This window comes from Idiomarina seosinensis (assembly GCF_003987275.1).
Classification (GTDB): domain Bacteria; phylum Pseudomonadota; class Gammaproteobacteria; order Enterobacterales; family Alteromonadaceae; genus Idiomarina; species Idiomarina seosinensis.
Genome location: NZ_PIQF01000004.1, coordinates 114,682 through 131,566, shown reverse-complemented (window position 1 = coordinate 131,566; position 16,885 = coordinate 114,682). Strand labels below are relative to the sequence as shown.

Annotated in this window: 21 protein-coding genes; 12 read left to right on the top strand and 9 right to left on the bottom strand. The window is 47.6% G+C overall.

What is annotated here, in order from left to right:
- Positions 1 to 14: 14 nt before the first annotated feature.
- Positions 15 to 785: an SDR family NAD(P)-dependent oxidoreductase gene (locus CWI81_RS11560; protein ID WP_198678679.1), complete on the top strand. Its 771-nt coding sequence runs from the start codon at positions 15 to 17 to the stop codon at positions 783 to 785.
- A 9-nt stretch (positions 786 to 794) separates the two neighbouring features.
- On the opposite strand, the gene CWI81_RS11555 is transcribed toward CWI81_RS11560, so the two are convergent.
- A complete protein-coding gene (locus CWI81_RS11555) occupies positions 795 to 1,700 on the bottom strand; it encodes an LOG family protein (RefSeq protein WP_241970426.1) in 906 nt (301 codons plus the stop codon).
- 70 nt (positions 1,701 to 1,770) lie between these two features.
- On the opposite strand from CWI81_RS11555, the gene CWI81_RS11550 reads away from it, so the two are divergent.
- Complete coding sequence (locus CWI81_RS11550) at positions 1,771 to 3,081, top strand: methyl-accepting chemotaxis protein (protein ID WP_126785466.1); 1,311 nt, start codon at positions 1,771 to 1,773, stop codon at positions 3,079 to 3,081.
- A 5-nt stretch (positions 3,082 to 3,086) separates the two neighbouring features.
- On the opposite strand, the gene CWI81_RS11545 is transcribed toward CWI81_RS11550, so the two are convergent.
- Positions 3,087 to 3,506, bottom strand: a complete 420-nt coding sequence (locus CWI81_RS11545) for a secondary thiamine-phosphate synthase enzyme YjbQ (RefSeq protein WP_126785465.1) — start codon at positions 3,504 to 3,506, stop codon at positions 3,087 to 3,089.
- Between the two features lie 83 nt (positions 3,507 to 3,589).
- Between CWI81_RS11545 and CWI81_RS11540 the strand changes: the two genes are divergently transcribed.
- A complete protein-coding gene (locus CWI81_RS11540; RefSeq protein ID WP_126785464.1) occupies positions 3,590 to 4,036 on the top strand; it encodes a nuclear transport factor 2 family protein in 447 nt (148 codons plus the stop codon).
- A 74-nt stretch (positions 4,037 to 4,110) separates the two neighbouring features.
- Positions 4,111 to 5,127: a GGDEF domain-containing protein gene (locus CWI81_RS11535; RefSeq protein ID WP_126785463.1), complete on the top strand. Its 1,017-nt coding sequence runs from the start codon at positions 4,111 to 4,113 to the stop codon at positions 5,125 to 5,127.
- A 3-nt stretch (positions 5,128 to 5,130) separates the two neighbouring features.
- Here the strand turns inward: CWI81_RS11535 and CWI81_RS11530 are convergent, their stop codons facing one another.
- Complete coding sequence (locus tag CWI81_RS11530; protein WP_126785585.1) at positions 5,131 to 5,388, bottom strand: YkoF family thiamine/hydroxymethylpyrimidine-binding protein; 258 nt, start codon at positions 5,386 to 5,388, stop codon at positions 5,131 to 5,133.
- A gap of 72 nt (positions 5,389 to 5,460) precedes the next feature.
- Here CWI81_RS11530 and CWI81_RS11525 point away from each other — a divergent pair, with 72 nt between their 5' ends.
- From CWI81_RS11525 to CWI81_RS11510, 4 genes are read left to right on the top strand one after another with little or no spacing between them, the layout of a single operon-like run.
- The gene (locus CWI81_RS11525) at positions 5,461 to 6,636 is read left to right on the top strand and encodes an MFS transporter (protein WP_126785462.1); all 1,176 of its coding nucleotides are present in this window, start codon (positions 5,461 to 5,463) and stop codon (positions 6,634 to 6,636) included.
- Positions 6,637 to 6,685: 49 nt separating this feature from the next.
- The gene (upp, locus tag CWI81_RS11520) at positions 6,686 to 7,315 is read left to right on the top strand and encodes a uracil phosphoribosyltransferase (RefSeq protein WP_126785461.1); all 630 of its coding nucleotides are present in this window, start codon (positions 6,686 to 6,688) and stop codon (positions 7,313 to 7,315) included.
- An 11-nt stretch (positions 7,316 to 7,326) separates the two neighbouring features.
- On the top strand, positions 7,327 to 7,932 hold the full coding sequence (locus tag CWI81_RS11515; protein ID WP_198678678.1) for a methyltransferase family protein: 606 nt from the start codon (positions 7,327 to 7,329) through the stop codon (positions 7,930 to 7,932).
- A gap of 14 nt (positions 7,933 to 7,946) precedes the next feature.
- A complete protein-coding gene (locus CWI81_RS11510; RefSeq protein ID WP_126785460.1) occupies positions 7,947 to 8,225 on the top strand; it encodes a peptidylprolyl isomerase in 279 nt (92 codons plus the stop codon).
- Here CWI81_RS11510 and CWI81_RS11505 read toward each other — a convergent pair.
- The 4 genes from CWI81_RS11505 to CWI81_RS11490 form a co-directional block, all read right to left on the bottom strand.
- Positions 8,203 to 9,114 carry a prenyltransferase gene (locus tag CWI81_RS11505; protein WP_126785459.1) on the bottom strand — a complete coding sequence of 304 codons (912 nt, stop codon included), beginning with the start codon at positions 9,112 to 9,114 and terminating at the stop codon, positions 8,203 to 8,205. The genes CWI81_RS11510 and CWI81_RS11505 overlap by 23 nt on opposite strands.
- A 53-nt stretch (positions 9,115 to 9,167) precedes the next feature.
- Positions 9,168 to 11,036 (bottom strand): DUF885 domain-containing protein, encoded by a 1,869-nt coding sequence (locus CWI81_RS11500; protein ID WP_126785458.1) that lies wholly within the window; start codon positions 11,034 to 11,036, stop codon positions 9,168 to 9,170.
- 126 nt (positions 11,037 to 11,162) lie between these two features.
- Entirely contained in the window at positions 11,163 to 11,582 is a 420-nt protein-coding gene (locus CWI81_RS11495) for a nuclear transport factor 2 family protein (protein WP_126785457.1), read from the bottom strand.
- A gap of 17 nt (positions 11,583 to 11,599) precedes the next feature.
- Complete coding sequence (locus CWI81_RS11490) at positions 11,600 to 11,896, bottom strand: hypothetical protein (RefSeq protein WP_126785456.1); 297 nt, start codon at positions 11,894 to 11,896, stop codon at positions 11,600 to 11,602.
- A 125-nt stretch (positions 11,897 to 12,021) separates the two neighbouring features.
- On the opposite strand from CWI81_RS11490, the gene CWI81_RS11485 reads away from it, so the two are divergent.
- Both CWI81_RS11485 and CWI81_RS11480 read left to right on the top strand, forming a co-directional pair.
- On the top strand, positions 12,022 to 13,050 hold the full coding sequence (locus CWI81_RS11485) for a sodium:calcium antiporter (protein ID WP_126785455.1): 1,029 nt from the start codon (positions 12,022 to 12,024) through the stop codon (positions 13,048 to 13,050).
- Positions 13,051 to 13,098: 48 nt separating this feature from the next.
- Entirely contained in the window at positions 13,099 to 13,863 is a 765-nt protein-coding gene (locus tag CWI81_RS11480) for a phytanoyl-CoA dioxygenase family protein (RefSeq protein ID WP_126785454.1), read from the top strand.
- A gap of 21 nt (positions 13,864 to 13,884) precedes the next feature.
- Here the strand turns inward: CWI81_RS11480 and CWI81_RS11475 are convergent, their stop codons facing one another.
- The gene (locus CWI81_RS11475; protein ID WP_126785453.1) at positions 13,885 to 14,748 is read right to left on the bottom strand and encodes a YicC/YloC family endoribonuclease; all 864 of its coding nucleotides are present in this window, start codon (positions 14,746 to 14,748) and stop codon (positions 13,885 to 13,887) included.
- A gap of 15 nt (positions 14,749 to 14,763) precedes the next feature.
- The gene (gene smrA / locus CWI81_RS11470) at positions 14,764 to 15,351 is read right to left on the bottom strand and encodes a DNA endonuclease SmrA (protein ID WP_126785452.1); all 588 of its coding nucleotides are present in this window, start codon (positions 15,349 to 15,351) and stop codon (positions 14,764 to 14,766) included.
- A gap of 137 nt (positions 15,352 to 15,488) precedes the next feature.
- On the opposite strand from smrA, the gene rph reads away from it, so the two are divergent.
- Positions 15,489 to 16,202, top strand: a complete 714-nt coding sequence (gene rph, locus CWI81_RS11465; protein ID WP_126785451.1) for a ribonuclease PH — start codon at positions 15,489 to 15,491, stop codon at positions 16,200 to 16,202.
- A gap of 36 nt (positions 16,203 to 16,238) precedes the next feature.
- Positions 16,239 to 16,883 (top strand): orotate phosphoribosyltransferase, encoded by a 645-nt coding sequence (pyrE, locus tag CWI81_RS11460; RefSeq protein WP_126785450.1) that lies wholly within the window; start codon positions 16,239 to 16,241, stop codon positions 16,881 to 16,883.
- Positions 16,884 to 16,885: the final 2 nt, after the last annotated feature.

Below are 16,885 nucleotides of genomic sequence, written 5' to 3'. Positions count from 1 at the left end.
AGGAGATGCAAATAATGGAACAGCGTTTGAACGGTAAAGTGGCCATTATTACTGGTGCCGCTGCGGGTATAGGCAAAGCGACCGCAGAGCTTTTTCTAAAACATGGGGCCAAGCTAGTGCTGGTCGACGTGAATGAACAAGCTCTTAAAGAGACCGCCGAAAACTTAGATTCAAAGGATGTTATCTGGCTTGTTGCGGACGTCGCTGATGAGCAGGCCGTAAGTAATTACGTGGCTAAAACCATTGAACAGTTTGGCCGTATCGATGTGTTTTTTAATAATGCCGGTGTCGAGGGTAAGATAGGTCCAATCACCGAACAATCGATGGAAGACTTTGACCAGTTAATGGCGGTTAACGTGCGCGGCTCTTTCTTGGGTCTTAAGTACGTGTTAGCCGCAATGCAGAAAGCCGGTTCCGGTAGCGTCATTAACATGTCTTCGGTCGCCGGCCTCGATGGCACACCGACGGCGGCTCCTTATGTGACTTCTAAACATGCGGTAGTGGGTATGACGAAATGCGCGGCGCTAGAAGTGGCAGCTCAGGGCATCCGGGTTAACTCGGTTCATCCATCCCCAATTAATACGCGAATGATGCGCTCTATCGAGGAACTGTTTAGCCCGGGCCATGCCACAGAGGCGAAACAGAAGCTCGAGCGCGGGATCCCATTACGTCGTTATGGCGAGTCGGAGGAGGTCGCTAACCTGGTACTGTTTTTGGCCTCTGACGAGAGCAGTTTTATTACCGGCAGCCAATATCGCGTTGACGGCGGCATGGGCGCTAGCTGATCGCCGAGTTCAGTCTCGACCTCCATTTTTTAACGCATAGCACTGGCAGATCGCCTGCCAGGCTTCTTCTGCGGTATCGACCACTTGAAATAGTTCCAGATCTCGCTGGTCGATTGTTCCCTCTTCGACCAGCACCTCAAAGTTAATTAACCGTCGCCAATAGTCAGAGCCCACCAATACGATAGGAACCGGCTCTGATTTTTTCGTCTGCACCAGGGTTAATGTTTCAAATAGTTCGTCCAGAGTGCCGTACCCTCCGGGGAAAGCTACTAGTGCACGGGCTCGCTGCAAGAAGTGCATTTTTCGAATGGCAAAGTAATGAAACTGGAAACAGTACTCAGGTGTAATATAAGGGTTAGGCTTTTGCTCTCTGGGTAAGACTATATTAAGCCCAATACTTTTACCTCCAGCATCCATCGCGCCGCGGTTAGCAGCTTCCATTACACCAGGACCGCCGCCGCTAACAATCATCAGGTTTTCATCCTCATGCTGCAAGTTGTGCTCAGTAGCGATACGGGAAAACTCCTGAGCCTGTTGATAAAACCCACTATTTTTCACGGCTATCTGAGCGCGTTTTACATTGCCCTTTAACTGATCATTAGCTGGATCTTTTTCTAACTGTTGCTGCGCTATCCGCAAGTCATGCTGGGCTTGCTCCGGTGGTAGAAAGCGGGCACTACCAAATACCACGATAGTGGCATCGACTTGATGCTTTTCCAGCACCAATTGTGGCTTTAGATATTCCAACTGCAAACGGACGGCACGTAAATCGTCCTGTAATAAAAACTCGTTATCTGCAAAGGCCAGTTTATAAGACCCTTGTCCTTGAATCTTCGCTATTGCCGCATCCGAGTCTTTAGCGGACGTCAGCCGTCGGCGGTGCAAGTCGTCACTATCCATCGTTTTTGTTCTCATTATTTAATTGGCTAAACTGACTCATTATGACACAATAACCTTAATATTAGTAAGGTCTTAGGTCGCGATAATGTTGTTAACCAAGGGAAAAGTAAAATCCTATTTAGAAGCTTTTAGTCAAGGAACATTACCGGAATCCGAAGCTCCAGACTGGATGCAGCCACTATATAGAAATCAGCAATCTAAAACTAACCTAGCCTCAATTGCTGACACTAATATTGATTCTATACGTAATGTAGTGCGTTTTGGTCGTGAAGGCCTAACGTTTCAAGAGCAAATAAGTGGCCTGCAATCTGATTCTGAACAACTTGCCACCGCTGTCGAAGAAATGTCATCGTCAGCGACGCAGGTTGCCGCCTACGCTGAACAAGTCCTTAGTGCGGCTGAAACATCGGCTCAAGACGCAGACAACGGATTAGCCAAACTAAAAACGCTAGTACAACACATGAGTGATGTCGAAGCCTCCGTTTCGCAAGTGACCGAGCACACTCGTGCATTTGTCAGTCAAACCGAACGCATTACTCACCTCACTCAAACCGTCAATGAAATAGCCGATCAAACCAATTTGCTTGCGTTGAATGCAGCAATTGAAGCAGCCAGAGCCGGTGAAGCTGGCCGAGGTTTTTCGGTCGTAGCCGATGCCGTCCGGGAACTTGCCAACCGCAGCTCCGAGGCAGCAACAGAAATTGATACTATAGTAAATGACGTGGTCAAGGGCGCGCGTGACATAGAGTCCGTTATTGAAACCAGCAATCAAGCTTTATCAGAGTCCAGAGAGGACCGTGAACAGGTGTGTAGCATCCTGGAGCGCGCAAAGAACTCTGCAAAGGAGAGCTTATCGGCGACCTCGGAAGTGTCATCTGCTACACGAGAGCAATCAAATGTCGCTGGCGAGATGGCTAGCCGCTTGCAACATGTTTCTGATGCGGTTAAGACCGCCAACAGCTCTTTTAACGACATTGCAAAGGTGATGCGCCAGCTAAGGGAAAATCAGTTAACAGCGCTCCAGTATTTACCAGATACTGAGCCAGCAATGCTATTACGGCTGGCTAAATCCGATCATATTGTCTGGGTCGATAAGGTCATTCGCTACGCAATTTTCGGCCAAACATCACTGACCGACGCTGAGTTAAAAGACCACACTCAATGTCGACTTGGAAAATTTCTCGACTCACGTCACGGTCAGGAACTATTGTCCGATAAGCCGAACTTTTCGGAACTGTATAATAATGTTCACCCTAAAGTTCATCAGTTAGGCCGGGAAATATTTGCGCAAGCCAAGCAGAATGTTGGCCACGATCGGCTTGAAGCAATGGTAGAAGAGTTAATCGCAACCTCGGACCGTGTCGTTGGTTTGCTCGATGAGTTTATTTCAACTTAGACCTGTCACTCTCCATGTAACGTAAGCACCAAGGTCCGGGGACTCCCGTGATCGCGGTGCTCACATAAGTAAATGCCCTGCCACGTTCCCAAGTTTAAACGACCATCAGTTACCGGTACGGTAACACTACTACCCAGAATGCTTGATTTTAAATGCGCCGGCATATCATCAGGCCCTTCTAAAGTATGCTTATAGTAAGGCGCATTTTCTGGCACCATTTGGTTAAAATGGCTTTCAAAATCCTCTCGAACCGTTGCATCCGCGTTTTCATTAATGGTTAATGATGCTGATGTATGTTGAATAAAGATATGTAGCAACCCACAGTTAATCTTAGGCAGCTTTGTAATAGCGCGCTCAATATCGGCACTAATCAAATGAAAACCGCGGTGATGTGGCGACAGGTTTAGCTGAGTTTGAGCGTACATATGAGTTCCTTCTGAAAGCGTTGCTTTTGCCGGGAGAAAGTGCCAGCCTTAATGCTTATCAGTGTAACAAAGTGAATTCTAATATGCGCAAACTCATTCTGTTGTGGTTAATCAGCCTGTGTTCATGGACTGCCTCTGCTGAAGCCGACCTTAAACAGCAACTGACTAAAACTATCGAAACGTTTTTATATGGCGCCAGCATCAATGACCCAAAAGCCCATGCTCAGTTTTGGGCCGACGGACTAACCTACACCAGCTCTCGCGGCAGCCGATACGACAAAGATACATTAATGAATGGTCTCCAGGGCGTTGAAGCCACTAACCCAGAAGAGGTAAACACCTGGTACGGCGCAGAAGATATTGAGATTAAACCACTGGGTGAAGCAGTTATCGTCAACTTTACTTTAACCTCGGCAACCAATGACAAGGTTACTGCACGGTTCTACAACACCGGTGTGTTTGTTCATCGTAACGATCGCTGGCAGGCTATTAACTGGAACGCCACGGTCGCAAAAGACAAGCCTAATTAAATGAGCAAAGTAATCTAACCGGTTGTCTATTAACGTAAGGATGATAATTAATAGACTCTTTAAGAGGGTTTGCGATGAATGACTCGCTTGATCGGTCGTTTAAAACACTAAAAAAGACGATTCCACTGCTGCTTAAACATAAGATGCCGGCTATCCCCACCAATTATGCCCTTTGGTATGCTTATGTAGATAATCAGAACAGCGAGCTTAACCAGGAAATTGAAGGGGCACTCGCTGAGGGTCGCGCTTTTTCCGACATATACACTCGAGAGCTTTACCGCAAACATGTGGCTGACAAACAAGAGCTTAATGCCTGGCAACTTCGCCAAAGTGTTGAAGCGATGCTCACTGAGTTTTCGCAAACGGTCCTCGACACTCAAACCGATACAGAGGGCTTTAAACAGTCTATGGACTCTCGGCTTGAAGATCTCAGTAAAGTTGAGAAAGAAGGCTGGTCTATGGACGAAGTGATGCACTTGGTTCGCTCCATGGTAAAAGAAGCGCAGTTTATTCGTAATTCCACATTAGACTTCGCGGCTGCATTAAAAAGCGCGGAACAAGAAGTTACCCGGTTGCGTGCTGAACTTCAGAAAAGTCAGAAAGATGTGTTTTATGACGCACTCACTGGGTTATACAACCGCCGGTACCTTGACAGTGAGCTGGCCGCCATAAAACTGGAGCAGAAAGTCTCGCTCATAATGATCGATGTCGATTACTTTAAAGTCATTAACGATAAATACGGTCATCAGATGGGGGATCGAGTACTCAAAGCAATTGCCAAGCGATTACAGGAAAAGTGCAAAGAAAAAGCCACTCCCTTTCGTTTTGGCGGAGAAGAGTTCTCCGTCTTAATGCGCGATACGAGTCTCTCAGAAGCAATACATCAAGCGGAAAACATTCGTCGGGCATTAGAAAAAGTAACGGTTTATGATCGCCGCCGTAACCAAACCATTGAAGGGATTACCGCGTCTTTTGGTGTTGCGGCTCTGGAGTCGGGGATGCGTCGCAGTGACCTGCTGGAAACCGCTGACCGTCACCTATATGACGCGAAACGGCTTGGCCGCAATCGCGTCATACCGATGCGAACCTAGTTGCTAGTCCTGCTCTGGGCTCAAGTCACCGTGTAGAAATTTACACACGAAAACAACTTTACCATAGCGCTCAAAGGACCATTTTATGCACCGCTGCAAAGCGGCCATTACATCGTCGTAGTCACCAAATACCTGAGTACTTAAGGTGTTAGTAATAACTTTCAGCTCGCTATCTTTATTCAGCTCATCAATAAAACCTTTTATTGGACCAAGATAGTCATCTGCTAAAGGATACTTGCTAATTTCGACGGTCAGTTTCATCATAGACCTCCTTAAAATGCTGGTTAAATAGCATAAATTAGCAGATTGTCAGGCTACAAACGAGGTAAAACAATGACATCGGACGTCAGGCAGAAACTTGCTTTACCCCTCATTATCCTGTCACAACTGCTCGGCACTTCATTATGGTTCAGTGTTAACGGTGTCTGGTTGTCGTTAGCAGCACAACAGCAGCTAACCGAAGCAGATTTAGGCAGCTTAACGCTAGCCGTTCAATTAGGCTTCATTGTCGGTACCTTAACTATTGCTTTGACAGGTCTCGCTGATAAATATCGTGCCAGTCGCATATTTTTAGTGGCCAGTATTGCAGGCGCTTTGGTCAACGCGCTATTTATTGTGGGCATAGAGCACTTCACCACCGGCTGGATGCTACGCTTCTTTACCGGGCTCTGTCTGGCGGGTATCTATCCTTTGGGTATGAAACTGGTGATTTCCTGGGTGCCCCGCTATGCTGGCAGTGCGCTTGCCTGGTTACTAGCAATGCTAACATTAGGCACGGCTCTTCCCCATTTGATGCGAGGCGCGACTATAAATTTCGCCTGGGAACTCCCTCTACTGCTGGCTTCAGTGTTAGCTATTTCCGGTGGCCTGATAGTTGGCTGGCTCGGAAATGGTCCTCATTTACCCTCAGTGGCCAGCGCGGCAGCATTAAAATCTGGCTTAAAGGCGTTCTCAAGCCCCAGCTTCAAAGCCGTTGCTGTAGGCTACTTTGGACACTGCTGGGAGCTTTACGCCTTTTGGATGCTGGCACCGCTGCTGTTGTTACAACCCTTAGCGGAGCTGAATCTGTCAATGACATTGCTACCCTGGCTAGCATTCACAGTCATTGCAATTGGCTCGGTGGGCTGTATTGCCGGGGGCTTGGTCAGTAAAAAAATCGGTGGAGTTAACGTTGCCAGAATAGCGTTGTTCACTTCAGGCTTAATTTGTTTGGCTTATCCATTAATTGACGGCCTTCCTGGATGGCTAGTACTTGTCGTACTATTCATTTGGGGCTTAACGGTAATTGCAGACTCTCCACAGTTCTCTGCTCTTGCAGCACAATTTTCCCCCAGGCAAACAATCGGCTCAGCATTAGCTATAATGAATGCAATTGGCTTTTCGTTAACCATTCCTGCCATTTGGTTAACCAGCAGTTTATGGCCACTTTATAGTGAATGGGTCACGTTGTTGTTGTTACCCGGGCCTGTGATTGGTCTATGGGCAATGAGAAAATTACCGCGGCTTTAGCTATCTTTTGATAATATTAAAGTTATTCGATTAATTTTGAGCGAGCAGTATGGGATTACAAGTTATCAAACACCCCCTTGTACAACATAAACTGGGGTTAATGAGAAAATCCGGCATATCGACCAAAAGCTTTCGGGAACTTGCCAACGAATTAGGCACTTTACTCACTTACGAAGCGACCAACGACTTTGTGTTAGAGAGTTACTCGATAGAAAGTTGGAACGGTGAGTCAATCCAGGCCCAGCGCCTGAAAGGTAAAAAAGTCACCGTTATTCCTATATTACGGGCTGGCATTGGCATGCTTGACGGTGTGCTGGACCTGATCCCCAGCGCCAAAGTGAGTGTGGTTGGCTTATATCGTAACGAGGAAACACTAGAGCCAGTCAGTTATTTTGACAAATTTGTCGGCGATATCGATAAACGCATTGCGGTTGTTATCGATCCTATGTTGGCCACTGGTGGCAGCATGATCGCCACACTTGATATGCTCAAAGAAAAGGGCTGTAAAGACATCCGAGTTTTAGTGTTGGTGTCTGCTCCGGAAGGAGTAGAAGCGGTTTTAGAAAAGCACCCGGATGTTCGTATTTATACCGCGTCATTAGACAGCCATCTAAATGAGCAAGGTTATATCGTGCCTGGTCTGGGTGATGCCGGCGATAAAATATTTGGTACACGGTAAAGGAGTTTTATTTGCTAGATATCGAGCTACTTAGTCGTCACTTTTTAGCGTTCTACTTTGTCTTTATTGCGGTGCATTATTCCAGCACCGCCATGGGCCTGGTTAAACGCACGGATTATAGCCACATCAGCTATGGTAAAAAAGGCAGTGCGACATGGTGGGTCCGACAAACATTTAACTTTTTTCGAGCGCTTATTCTGATTGTCTGTGTCGCTCGCATCGGCTTTCCTATTGATCCCTGGTTAGGCGTTATTGACCTACTGTATCACCCGATCCTTCTTAGTTTGGGTATGGTTACACTACTTTTATCGCTTGGTTTCGTTAGTTATACGCACGCCTACATGCGGCAAGACTGGCGCTCTGGAATTGATAGCGATAATCAACGGCCATTGCTCACCAAAGGCCCGTTTGCACGATCGCGCAACCCAATGTTTTTAGCCATTATGCTGGGTCAGCTTGGGCTATTTCTGACGCTGCCAAGCGTCTTCACATTACTTTGTTTGATCACTGGTGTAGTTATGATCCGCCTACAAGCTGGAAAAGAAGAGGTTGCGCTAGCAGCGCTTTACGGGGAAGATTACCAACGTTATCAACAACAGGTGAACCGTTGGCTATGAACAAAGGAGGCTAAATGGCAAAAGCACACGCTTTACACATTCTGGTTAAATCCAAAGAGGAAGCCGAAGCATTAAAAAAGCAGCTGGCTGGCGGCGCGAAATTTGCCGACCTGGCGCGGAAACACTCTACCTGTCCCTCGGCTAAAAAAGGTGGCGACCTAGGTGAATTCCGCAGAGGAGAAATGGTGCCAGCCTTCGATAAAGTGGTATTCGGTAAACCAACATTAGAAGTCCACGGCCCCGTAAAAACAGCCTTCGGCTGGCATTTGATTAAGACATTATCACGTAGCTAGCGTCCCGAAAAAACAGAACTCCCAATCCAGTTAGTAATGGCAATAAATGGATGAATGCAACATTAAGTCCTAGCAAGGCCGTATTATGAGCAACCGCCTCTGGTCGTTTCAAAACACCACACAGCAGCGGCCCTAATAGAAAAACCGCGAATAAACCTAGCAAAGCACCCACGGACAAGTAACCGCCTGCTACCGCAACAGGAACCAGCAAAAAGGCGATGGTATGAAGTAGGGCAAAGAGCCTGGCACTGGTCCGAAGGCCGAATACAATCGGAAAATGCCGGCGCCCAATTGCTCGATCAGCATTAACATCCGGAAACTGGTTTAGGAGTAATAGATTAACAACAAGCAATGTCATTAAAGTAGCCATTATCCAGGCACCAGGATGCAAGTGCCCACTCAACACCCAAGCGGCGCCCAGCGTCATGCATAGTCCAAAGCCGATACCGGGCGCAATAAGACAAAGCCACGGAGAGCGGTTCAGATATTGAGTGTAAGTATAAATAACAGCAACCCCGATCAAGCCTAAAGTAAGCAACTGCCAACCGTGTCTCCATACAAGCAACAGCCCGCTAACACTAGTCACTACTAACGCAGCGACCGCGAGCGTTTTGGCCGTGTTGGCTAAGTGTGGTGCATTAACTAAAGTCCCGCTGCCACCACTAAACGGCGTCCGCTTAGTCGTAAAATCAAGACCCGATTTAAAATCAAAGTATTCGTTGAAGGCATTAACGCTAATATGAGCAGTGAGGCCAAGAATAATAACCAGCATCAGATCTAACCAAGAGGCTTGAGTAAAGTGCCCCAAGCTGACCGCATAACCAGCAAATATACAGACAAGTGGAAGAGTTAAGAATTTGGGTCTAAAGACCCCGATAATGGGCGGCATATCATTACCCGCCAACAGGCGTTGGCGGGTAGCGTTTCATTCTCGTAATAAGGCTACGAAGCTTTCTTTTCATTAATATAATCGTTAATAAACTGCTCGAGAATATTCAGCGGTACCGGGCCACTGCCTAACACCACATCGTGGAATTCACGAATATCGAATTTTTCACCAAGCTCTGATTTTGCCTTTTCACGCAGCTCTAAAATCTTATTCATACCAATTTTGTAAGCTGTTGCCTGGCTTGGCATAACAATATGGCGTTCAACCATTTTCACTGCGTCAGCTTTCGCGTTAGGCGTATTGTTTACGTAAAAATCAATACCTTCTTCACGCGTCCATTTTTTATCGTGGATACCGGTGTCAACCACTAAACGCACAGCTCGCCAAAGCTCCATTGCTAAACGACCGAAGTCAGAATATGGGTCTTGGTAAAGGCCAATCTCTTTTGGCAGCTTCTCGGTATAAAGCCCCCAACCTTCGCTGTAGGCGGTATAACGTCCGAAGCGACGGAATTTAGGAATTCCCTCCAGCTCTTGCTGAATCGCAATTTGCATGTGGTGTCCGGGAATTCCTTCATGGTAGGCCAGGGCCTCCATCTGATAGGTTGGCATTGAAGCCATATCATAAAGGTTGGCGTAGTAGGTTCCGGGACGAGAACCATCCATCGAAGGCTGCTGGTAGAATGCTTTTCCGGCAGACTTCTCGCGGAAAGGCTCAACCGCTTTCACAATTAAGTCGGCTTTTGGCTTATTGATAAACAGTTCATCCAGACGTCCGCGCATATTGTCGATGTACGCTGTTGCCTCATCCAGATAACGTTTGCGCCCCTCTTCGGTATTTGGATAAATAAAGTCATCATTTTTGCGCATGTAGACGAAGAATTCTTGCAGTGTTCCTTCGTAGCCAACTTCTTCCATAATACCGCGCATTTGTTCATGGATACGTTCAACTTCACTTAAACCAATTTGATGGATTTCTTCGGCGGTTAAGTCAGTCGTGGTAGTACGCTTTAACGCGTTATTGTAAAATTCTTCACCGCTTGGGAATTTCCAGGCGCCATCTTTGGTCGTGGCTTGCTCAGCAATACCCTCTACCGCAGTAATTAAATTTTCATAGGCTGGCTTTACCGATTCCAACATTGCCTGTCTGGCAGACGCCATTAACTCATCATGCTGGCTTTCATCAATTTCTAATCCTTCCAGCTTCTTCGAGAAGTCTTCCCACAGCGCGCTCGGTTCACCATCATCAAACGGCGCTCCGGTAATGATATTTTTGCTGTCGCTAATCACATACGGATAGACAAATTTTGGCGCAATAATGCCTTTCTCCGCACGCAATTCGAGGTTTTCTGCTAACTGTTCAAATAATCCTGGCAGGTTATTAAGACGCGCAATGTAATCTTCTGCATCATCTACTTCACTAATACCGTGCTGATTGATAAGCAGTGACGCAACCGACGAGTGCAAACCGAACATTTGATTCACCGGGTAGTTATGATGACGCCATTTAAAGTCCGCAATTTCATTTTCCAAATTCTGCTTCATCAGCATCCAGCTTATTTTGGTCTGCCCATCCAGCTTTGATTCGTCAATGGCCTTTACTTGTTCAAGATGCTCTTTCTGTAACGCCAGTTCTTCTTTGGCGCTCTCTTCAGAAATATCGTCCCATTGATCCTGATCTTCCTTAATACCAAGATAAGACTGATACATTGGGCTGCGCATGACATTTTCCATGAAAATCTCTTCGAACAGCTTATTCGCTTTCTCAGACTCTGTTTGTTCCGCATTCTGGGTCACATTTTCAGTGGTCGCCGTTTGCGACTCAGCCTTGGCAGTAGTCGCTTCTTCTTTGGAAGCATCAGAGCAAGCGGTTGTCATTAACACTAGCGAAACCGCCAGTGCAATTTTTTTATATTCAAACATGTGTTATCTCCTGTTGTTTCATCAACTTGATAGCGTGTGCAGCACGGGATGTCAATGAAGAGACGACGGCAAGGGTGATAGCTACGCCCAACGTCTGGAATAACTCGAGCATCTTAGCGGGATAACTTATCCCGCAGGAAAGTAATAAACCCGGCGGATGAGACTATTATTAAATTCATAAACCGCCAGACTTTTCTGCGACCTCAGCTCTCCGTTCTGCCGCCAGCTTGCCTCTTCTATTGTGCTGACACGATTTCTCAATACGGTTATATCGGTTAGTTCACTTTGACACGACGCGCAAGATTCAAAGTATCCGCTCATCACTTTAATCAGCTCAGTTTTCCCGCTGGTTTCAACCGCTATTTTATCACCATTAACAGACAGCCATTGAATATCGTCGGTCACGTATTGTGACATTAGCTCCGCATCGTGCGCATTATACGCGGCCACGAAGTCCTTAACTTGTTCAGAGCGCTTCGAAGCCGCCAGGCTGGGGGCCGACGAGACACAGCAAAAGAACAAGAAACAGTAAGCTAAATGACGCATGGTGACCCCTTTTCCAGTTACTGCAGTGTATGTTCCCGACAGGCTTCAATTTGCGCAGCCGCTAAGGGCTCACCTATTATGGGTTCCAATGATGACTGCACTTTTGGAATTAATGCTTGAAACTCAGTCAGTAACATATCTTTGCTGACACCCTCGTTGAATACAAGCGTCACCTTTAAACTTTGTGGAAACTGCCGATAGTCGACCTCATGAGTTAACCAGATAAAGCCTTCGTGATCGAATTTTGCTGCTTCACACAACTGAGTGAGTTCACGAATGATCTCACGTTCTAACTTTTTGTCCGTTTTTCGCATACATACACCTTTAATCACTTTCTAGCCATAGGATAACCTAATAACAGCGATGTTGCCCTGACTGGCGTTTGACCCGCCTACTCAGCTAGCTATACTCGTTTTATTGGTTGCTGTTAGGAGGGTGTTTGTTAAACCCCGATAGCTGGACGTTATTTGAGGGGCTGGCGGCATTTACGCTTTGTGCGTTGGTCATTGCTATTGCCGGTACCCGCATTACCCGCATTGTAGATCAGCTTGCCGACCGCACCGGTATTGGAGAAGCGGCTGCAGGCGCAGTGTTACTTGGTGGTACCACATCCATTGGTGGCTCAGTACTGTCTGTTACCGCAGCATGGAACGGCAATGCCGAACTGGCCATGAGTAATGCCCTGGGTGGCATCGCGGTACAAACCTTTTTCCTGGCAGTGGCGGATATGGTCTACCGTCGGGCTAACCTTGAGCATGCAGCAGCGTCTGTCCCGAATATGATGCAGAATGCTCTGCTTATCATGCTACTTGCCGTCATTCTCATGACTCCGCTCTTGCCAAATGTGACGGTCTGGGGCGTGCATCCAGCGACACCCATGCTTTTTATTGTCTATATTTACGGCATTCATCTTGTACATGGAGCACATCACGCCCCCATGTGGGCACCGACTAAAACTCGGGAAACACGCCAAGATGAACCGGACGATATAAGCCGCATGCCATCGATGGTGAAGCTTACCAGTGAATTTCTGGTACTGTTTTTCGTGCTTGGTGTTGCGGGGTATATGTTAGAGCCGGCTGCAACAACCATTGCCGCAAACACCGGGCTCACGCAAACTATCGTTGGCGTCATGCTAACCGCCATTAGCACGTCCATTCCAGAGCTGGTTACCTCTGTTGCGGCCGTTCGCCGTGGCGCCTTAACCCTGGCAGTTGGCGGCATTATCGGTGGCAATGCATTTGATACTTTATTTACCGCAGCCTCGGATATTGCCTACCGCGACGGTTCGATCTATCACACCATGACCAACGGCACGCTTTTCTGGGTTTCTTTGACGCTGCTGATGTCGGCTGTTCTAATGATCGGGCTGATTCGCCGAGAACGTGAAGGTCCTGGCCGTATTGGTCTGGAGAGCGTACTGATTACCGTGCTTTATCTTGGCGGCGCCTGGTTGTTGCTCAGCTAAACGTTTAATTGCTGGCTTAATTCCGCACTCATCCAGTAAGGAGTTCATATGCACGACCGTTTCGATTTTCTAAAGAACATTTCTCCGCATCATGGTGAGGTGTTACGCAACGTGCTAAGCAAAGAAACACGTGAGACATTGGCCGCCAAGCTAGACGTTATGCCCAATGGGCAGACGTGGTATGCCGATATTTATCAAAAGGCTATCTATGGACCAATGGTGTTCCGAGACCCAGAATTAAACATCATCAAGACCATAGAAAAGCTGTTACCCAATTACCGTATTCTGTCCGATCTCTACCTGGAGAAAACGCCGGATGACCAGGGCTTTCCGTTCCACACCGACTTTGACTCTATCGGTTTTATGGAGCACCCGGAAGATATGCTGACGGTTTGGATTCCGTTAACCCCGGTAGAAGAGGCCGGCTCCGGACAGCTATCTATTGTCATGGAAGAAGGAGCCGTGCGATTATCCCTCATTCGGGAAGCGAACCAATTGCATTCCCTGGTGCGGGTCGTCGATTCATCAGTGCCTGCACATCCTCCGTTTCAAATAACCCAGCAAGAATATGATTACCTGGAGCGAACAAAGGTGACGCCTTCACTCGACGCTGGCGATGCACTGCTTTTCTGCAACGCCTTTTTCCATAAGTCAGAGGATGTGCATAACGGCAAACGCTCAGCCTATATCATGCGCCTGGTCCGCAAAGATGCCAAGTTCAACAAAACACGTTTGTTGGCGCTAAAGAAACTCGGGCAAAACCTGGCCGTGGTCGATGAGTTACTAAAACAGCATTACCCTGACGCCTTGTAAGGCTCGTGTCAGGGACACGAGTTACTCGATGTTTTGGATCTGCTCACGCATTTGCTCAATTAAGACTTTCAGGTCGACTGCGGCGGCGGTGATTTCGGAATTAATCGATTTAGACGCCAGGGTGTTGGCTTCACGATTGAACTCTTGCATCATAAAATCCAGCCGGCGTCCGCAGGCTCCGCCTTTTTTCAATATCTTGCGGGCTTCGGCAACGTGCGCATCAAGCCGGTCGAGCTCTTCGGCCACATCAACTTTTTGCGCCAGCATGACCATTTCTTGCTCAACACGCTGCGGATCCAATTCGACTTTGGCTTCTTCAAACCGGGTAAGTAAGCGCTCACGTTGCCACTCTATAACGGTTGGCATGCGCTCACGCACAAAGGCGACCTGCTGACTGACACCATCAAGACGTTCTTGTAACATCTTATCAATGGCGGCACCTTCGCTTGTGCGATTATCTATAAAATCCGCAGTGGCTTTATCTAACGCGCTTAACAGTTCTTTCTGCAAGGCGTCCATGTCCTGCTCTTGCGCTGCCACTACGCCCGGCCACTTTAATACGTCGATAGGGTTTAACTGGCCGGCGGCAGAGTGCTGACTGACCCATTTGGCGCTGGCAATCACGCTTTTTGCCAGGTCTTCGTTTATGGATAATGCGGACTGCTTGCTGTCTTCCATGTGTAGGTGCAGTTTGCACTCAACTTTTCCACGCTGTAACTTCTTACGAAATTGCTCGCGCAGGGTGTTTTCCAATGACCGAAAATTTTCTGGTAAACGAAAATAAGTTTCTAAATACCGTTGGTTGACTGAACGGATTTCCCAAACCGCGGTACCCCAGTCGGCTTTGTGCTCGTAGCGGGCATAACCCGTCATACTTTGAATCATGTGCTTTCCTTTACCTTACCGCTTTGCGTGTTGCTCACGGTTCTTTTGTTTTTGCTCAGCATTTTTCTTGAGCATAATATATGCCGCACCGCGTCCGCCATGGGGTCGTTGTGCGCTGTGAAACGCCAACACAGGTGGCATTTCTCGCAACCACTTATTAACGTAGCTCTTAATTAAGGCAGGGTGTGGCTTAGAATGTTTACCCTGACCATGAATAATTAAGGCCGTTCTAATGCCTGCCTGATGGCAGTCCTGAATAAAATTAAATACCGCTGTGCGTGCTTCACGCAGTGTATGATGGTGCAAGTTAAGACTTGCTTCCATGGTATAACGGCCTTGTTTTAAGCGCTTGAAGACGCCCGCTTGCACGCCATCACGGTGGAATTCGATAACCTCGTTAGGCTCAACCAGCTCAACATATTCCGTCGATAAAAAATTAGCGTTTTCCTGCTCTTCGGCTTCTGCAGCGCGACGCCGCTCTTTTTGCGCCAACGTTGGCTCAAATGCGGTCCGAATGTCGGCAACTTCATCACCGACCAGCGGCGTCACATCATTCATTTCCTGCCGAAACAGTTCAAACTCTTCGTCACCTGAACGCGACATACTGCCTCCCGTTCATATTTTTTTGCTCGGTCTAGTGTAATACGTTGCTGCGCGAATCGCGATCCATTAATCGTGCAATTCTGCTACAATTGCGCCCAATTTCATACATTGCGACATTCACTCAGTAAGGAGATGACATGCGTCCAAGTGGCCGTACGGCACAACAAATTCGACCGGTAACCATTACCCGTAACTTTACCAAACATGCAGAAGGCTCAGTTTTAATTGAGTTTGGCGAAACCAAAGTGCTTTGTAATGCGTCGGTAGAACGCGGCGTTCCTCGCTTTTTAAAAGGTAAAGGACAAGGCTGGGTTACCGCTGAATACAGCATGTTACCACGCGCAACTCACACTCGTTCTGCCCGTGAAGCGTCCCGCGGTAAGCAAGGTGGTCGCACCTTGGAAATTCAGCGCCTAATTGGTCGCTCGCTGCGTACCTGCATCGACATGAGCGCTTTAGGTGAACACACCATTACTATCGACTGTGACGTGATTCAGGCCGACGGCGGCACACGTACCGCGTCTATTACCGGTGCTTGTGTCGCTTTAGTTGACGCGCTGAACTGGATGCGCGGCCAGGGCATGGTCAAAGTAAACCCGTTAAAAGAAATGGTCGCGGCAATTTCAGTGGGAATTTTAGACGGCGAACCGGTCAGCGATCTGGAATACATTGAAGACTCAAAAGCCGATACCGACATGAACATAGTCATGACAGAAGCCGGCAAGTTTATCGAGGTTCAAGGCACAGCCGAAGGCGAAGCCTTCAGTTTTGACGAAATGAACAGTCTGGTCGAAATGGCTCGTCACAGCATTCGCGAGTTAATTGATATTCAGAAACAAGCGTTAGCGTAAGCTTCAGTATAAACGTAAGCGAGGAATAAGCAGGCAATGAAAGCGTATCAAAAAGAGTTTATTGAGTTTGCCATAGAGCGTGGCGTATTAAAGTTTGGTGAATTTACCTTAAAGTCCGGCCGCACCAGCCCGTACTTTTTTAATGCAGGGCTTTTTAATAAAGGTTCTGACTTAGCCCGCTTAGGCCGCTTTTATGCCGCCGCGCTGGTCGACTCCGGTATCAGTTTTGATGTGCTGTTTGGCCCGGCTTACAAGGGTATTCCTATTGCCACCGCCACGGCCGTAGCGCTCTATGACCACTATCAGCAAGATACGCCATACTGCTTTAATCGCAAAGAAAAGAAAGATCACGGCGAGGGCGGTAACTTAGTCGGCTCGGAACTGAATGGTAAAGTCATGTTGGTTGATGATGTGATTACAGCAGGCACGGCTATCCGTGAATCCATGGAAATTGTTCAGGCAAATGGTGCCAGCTTAGCTGGCGTGCTAATTGCTTTAGACCGGCAGGAAAAAGGTAAAGGCGAATTATCAGCGATTCAAGAAGTCGAGCAAGATTTTGGCGCAACGGTCATTGCGATTGTTGGCCTAAACGACATTATTGAGTTTTTAGCCGAAGATTCTAGCTTTCAGCAGCATCTGCCGAAGGTTCAAGCTTACCGCGAGCAATACGGCGTTAAATAATA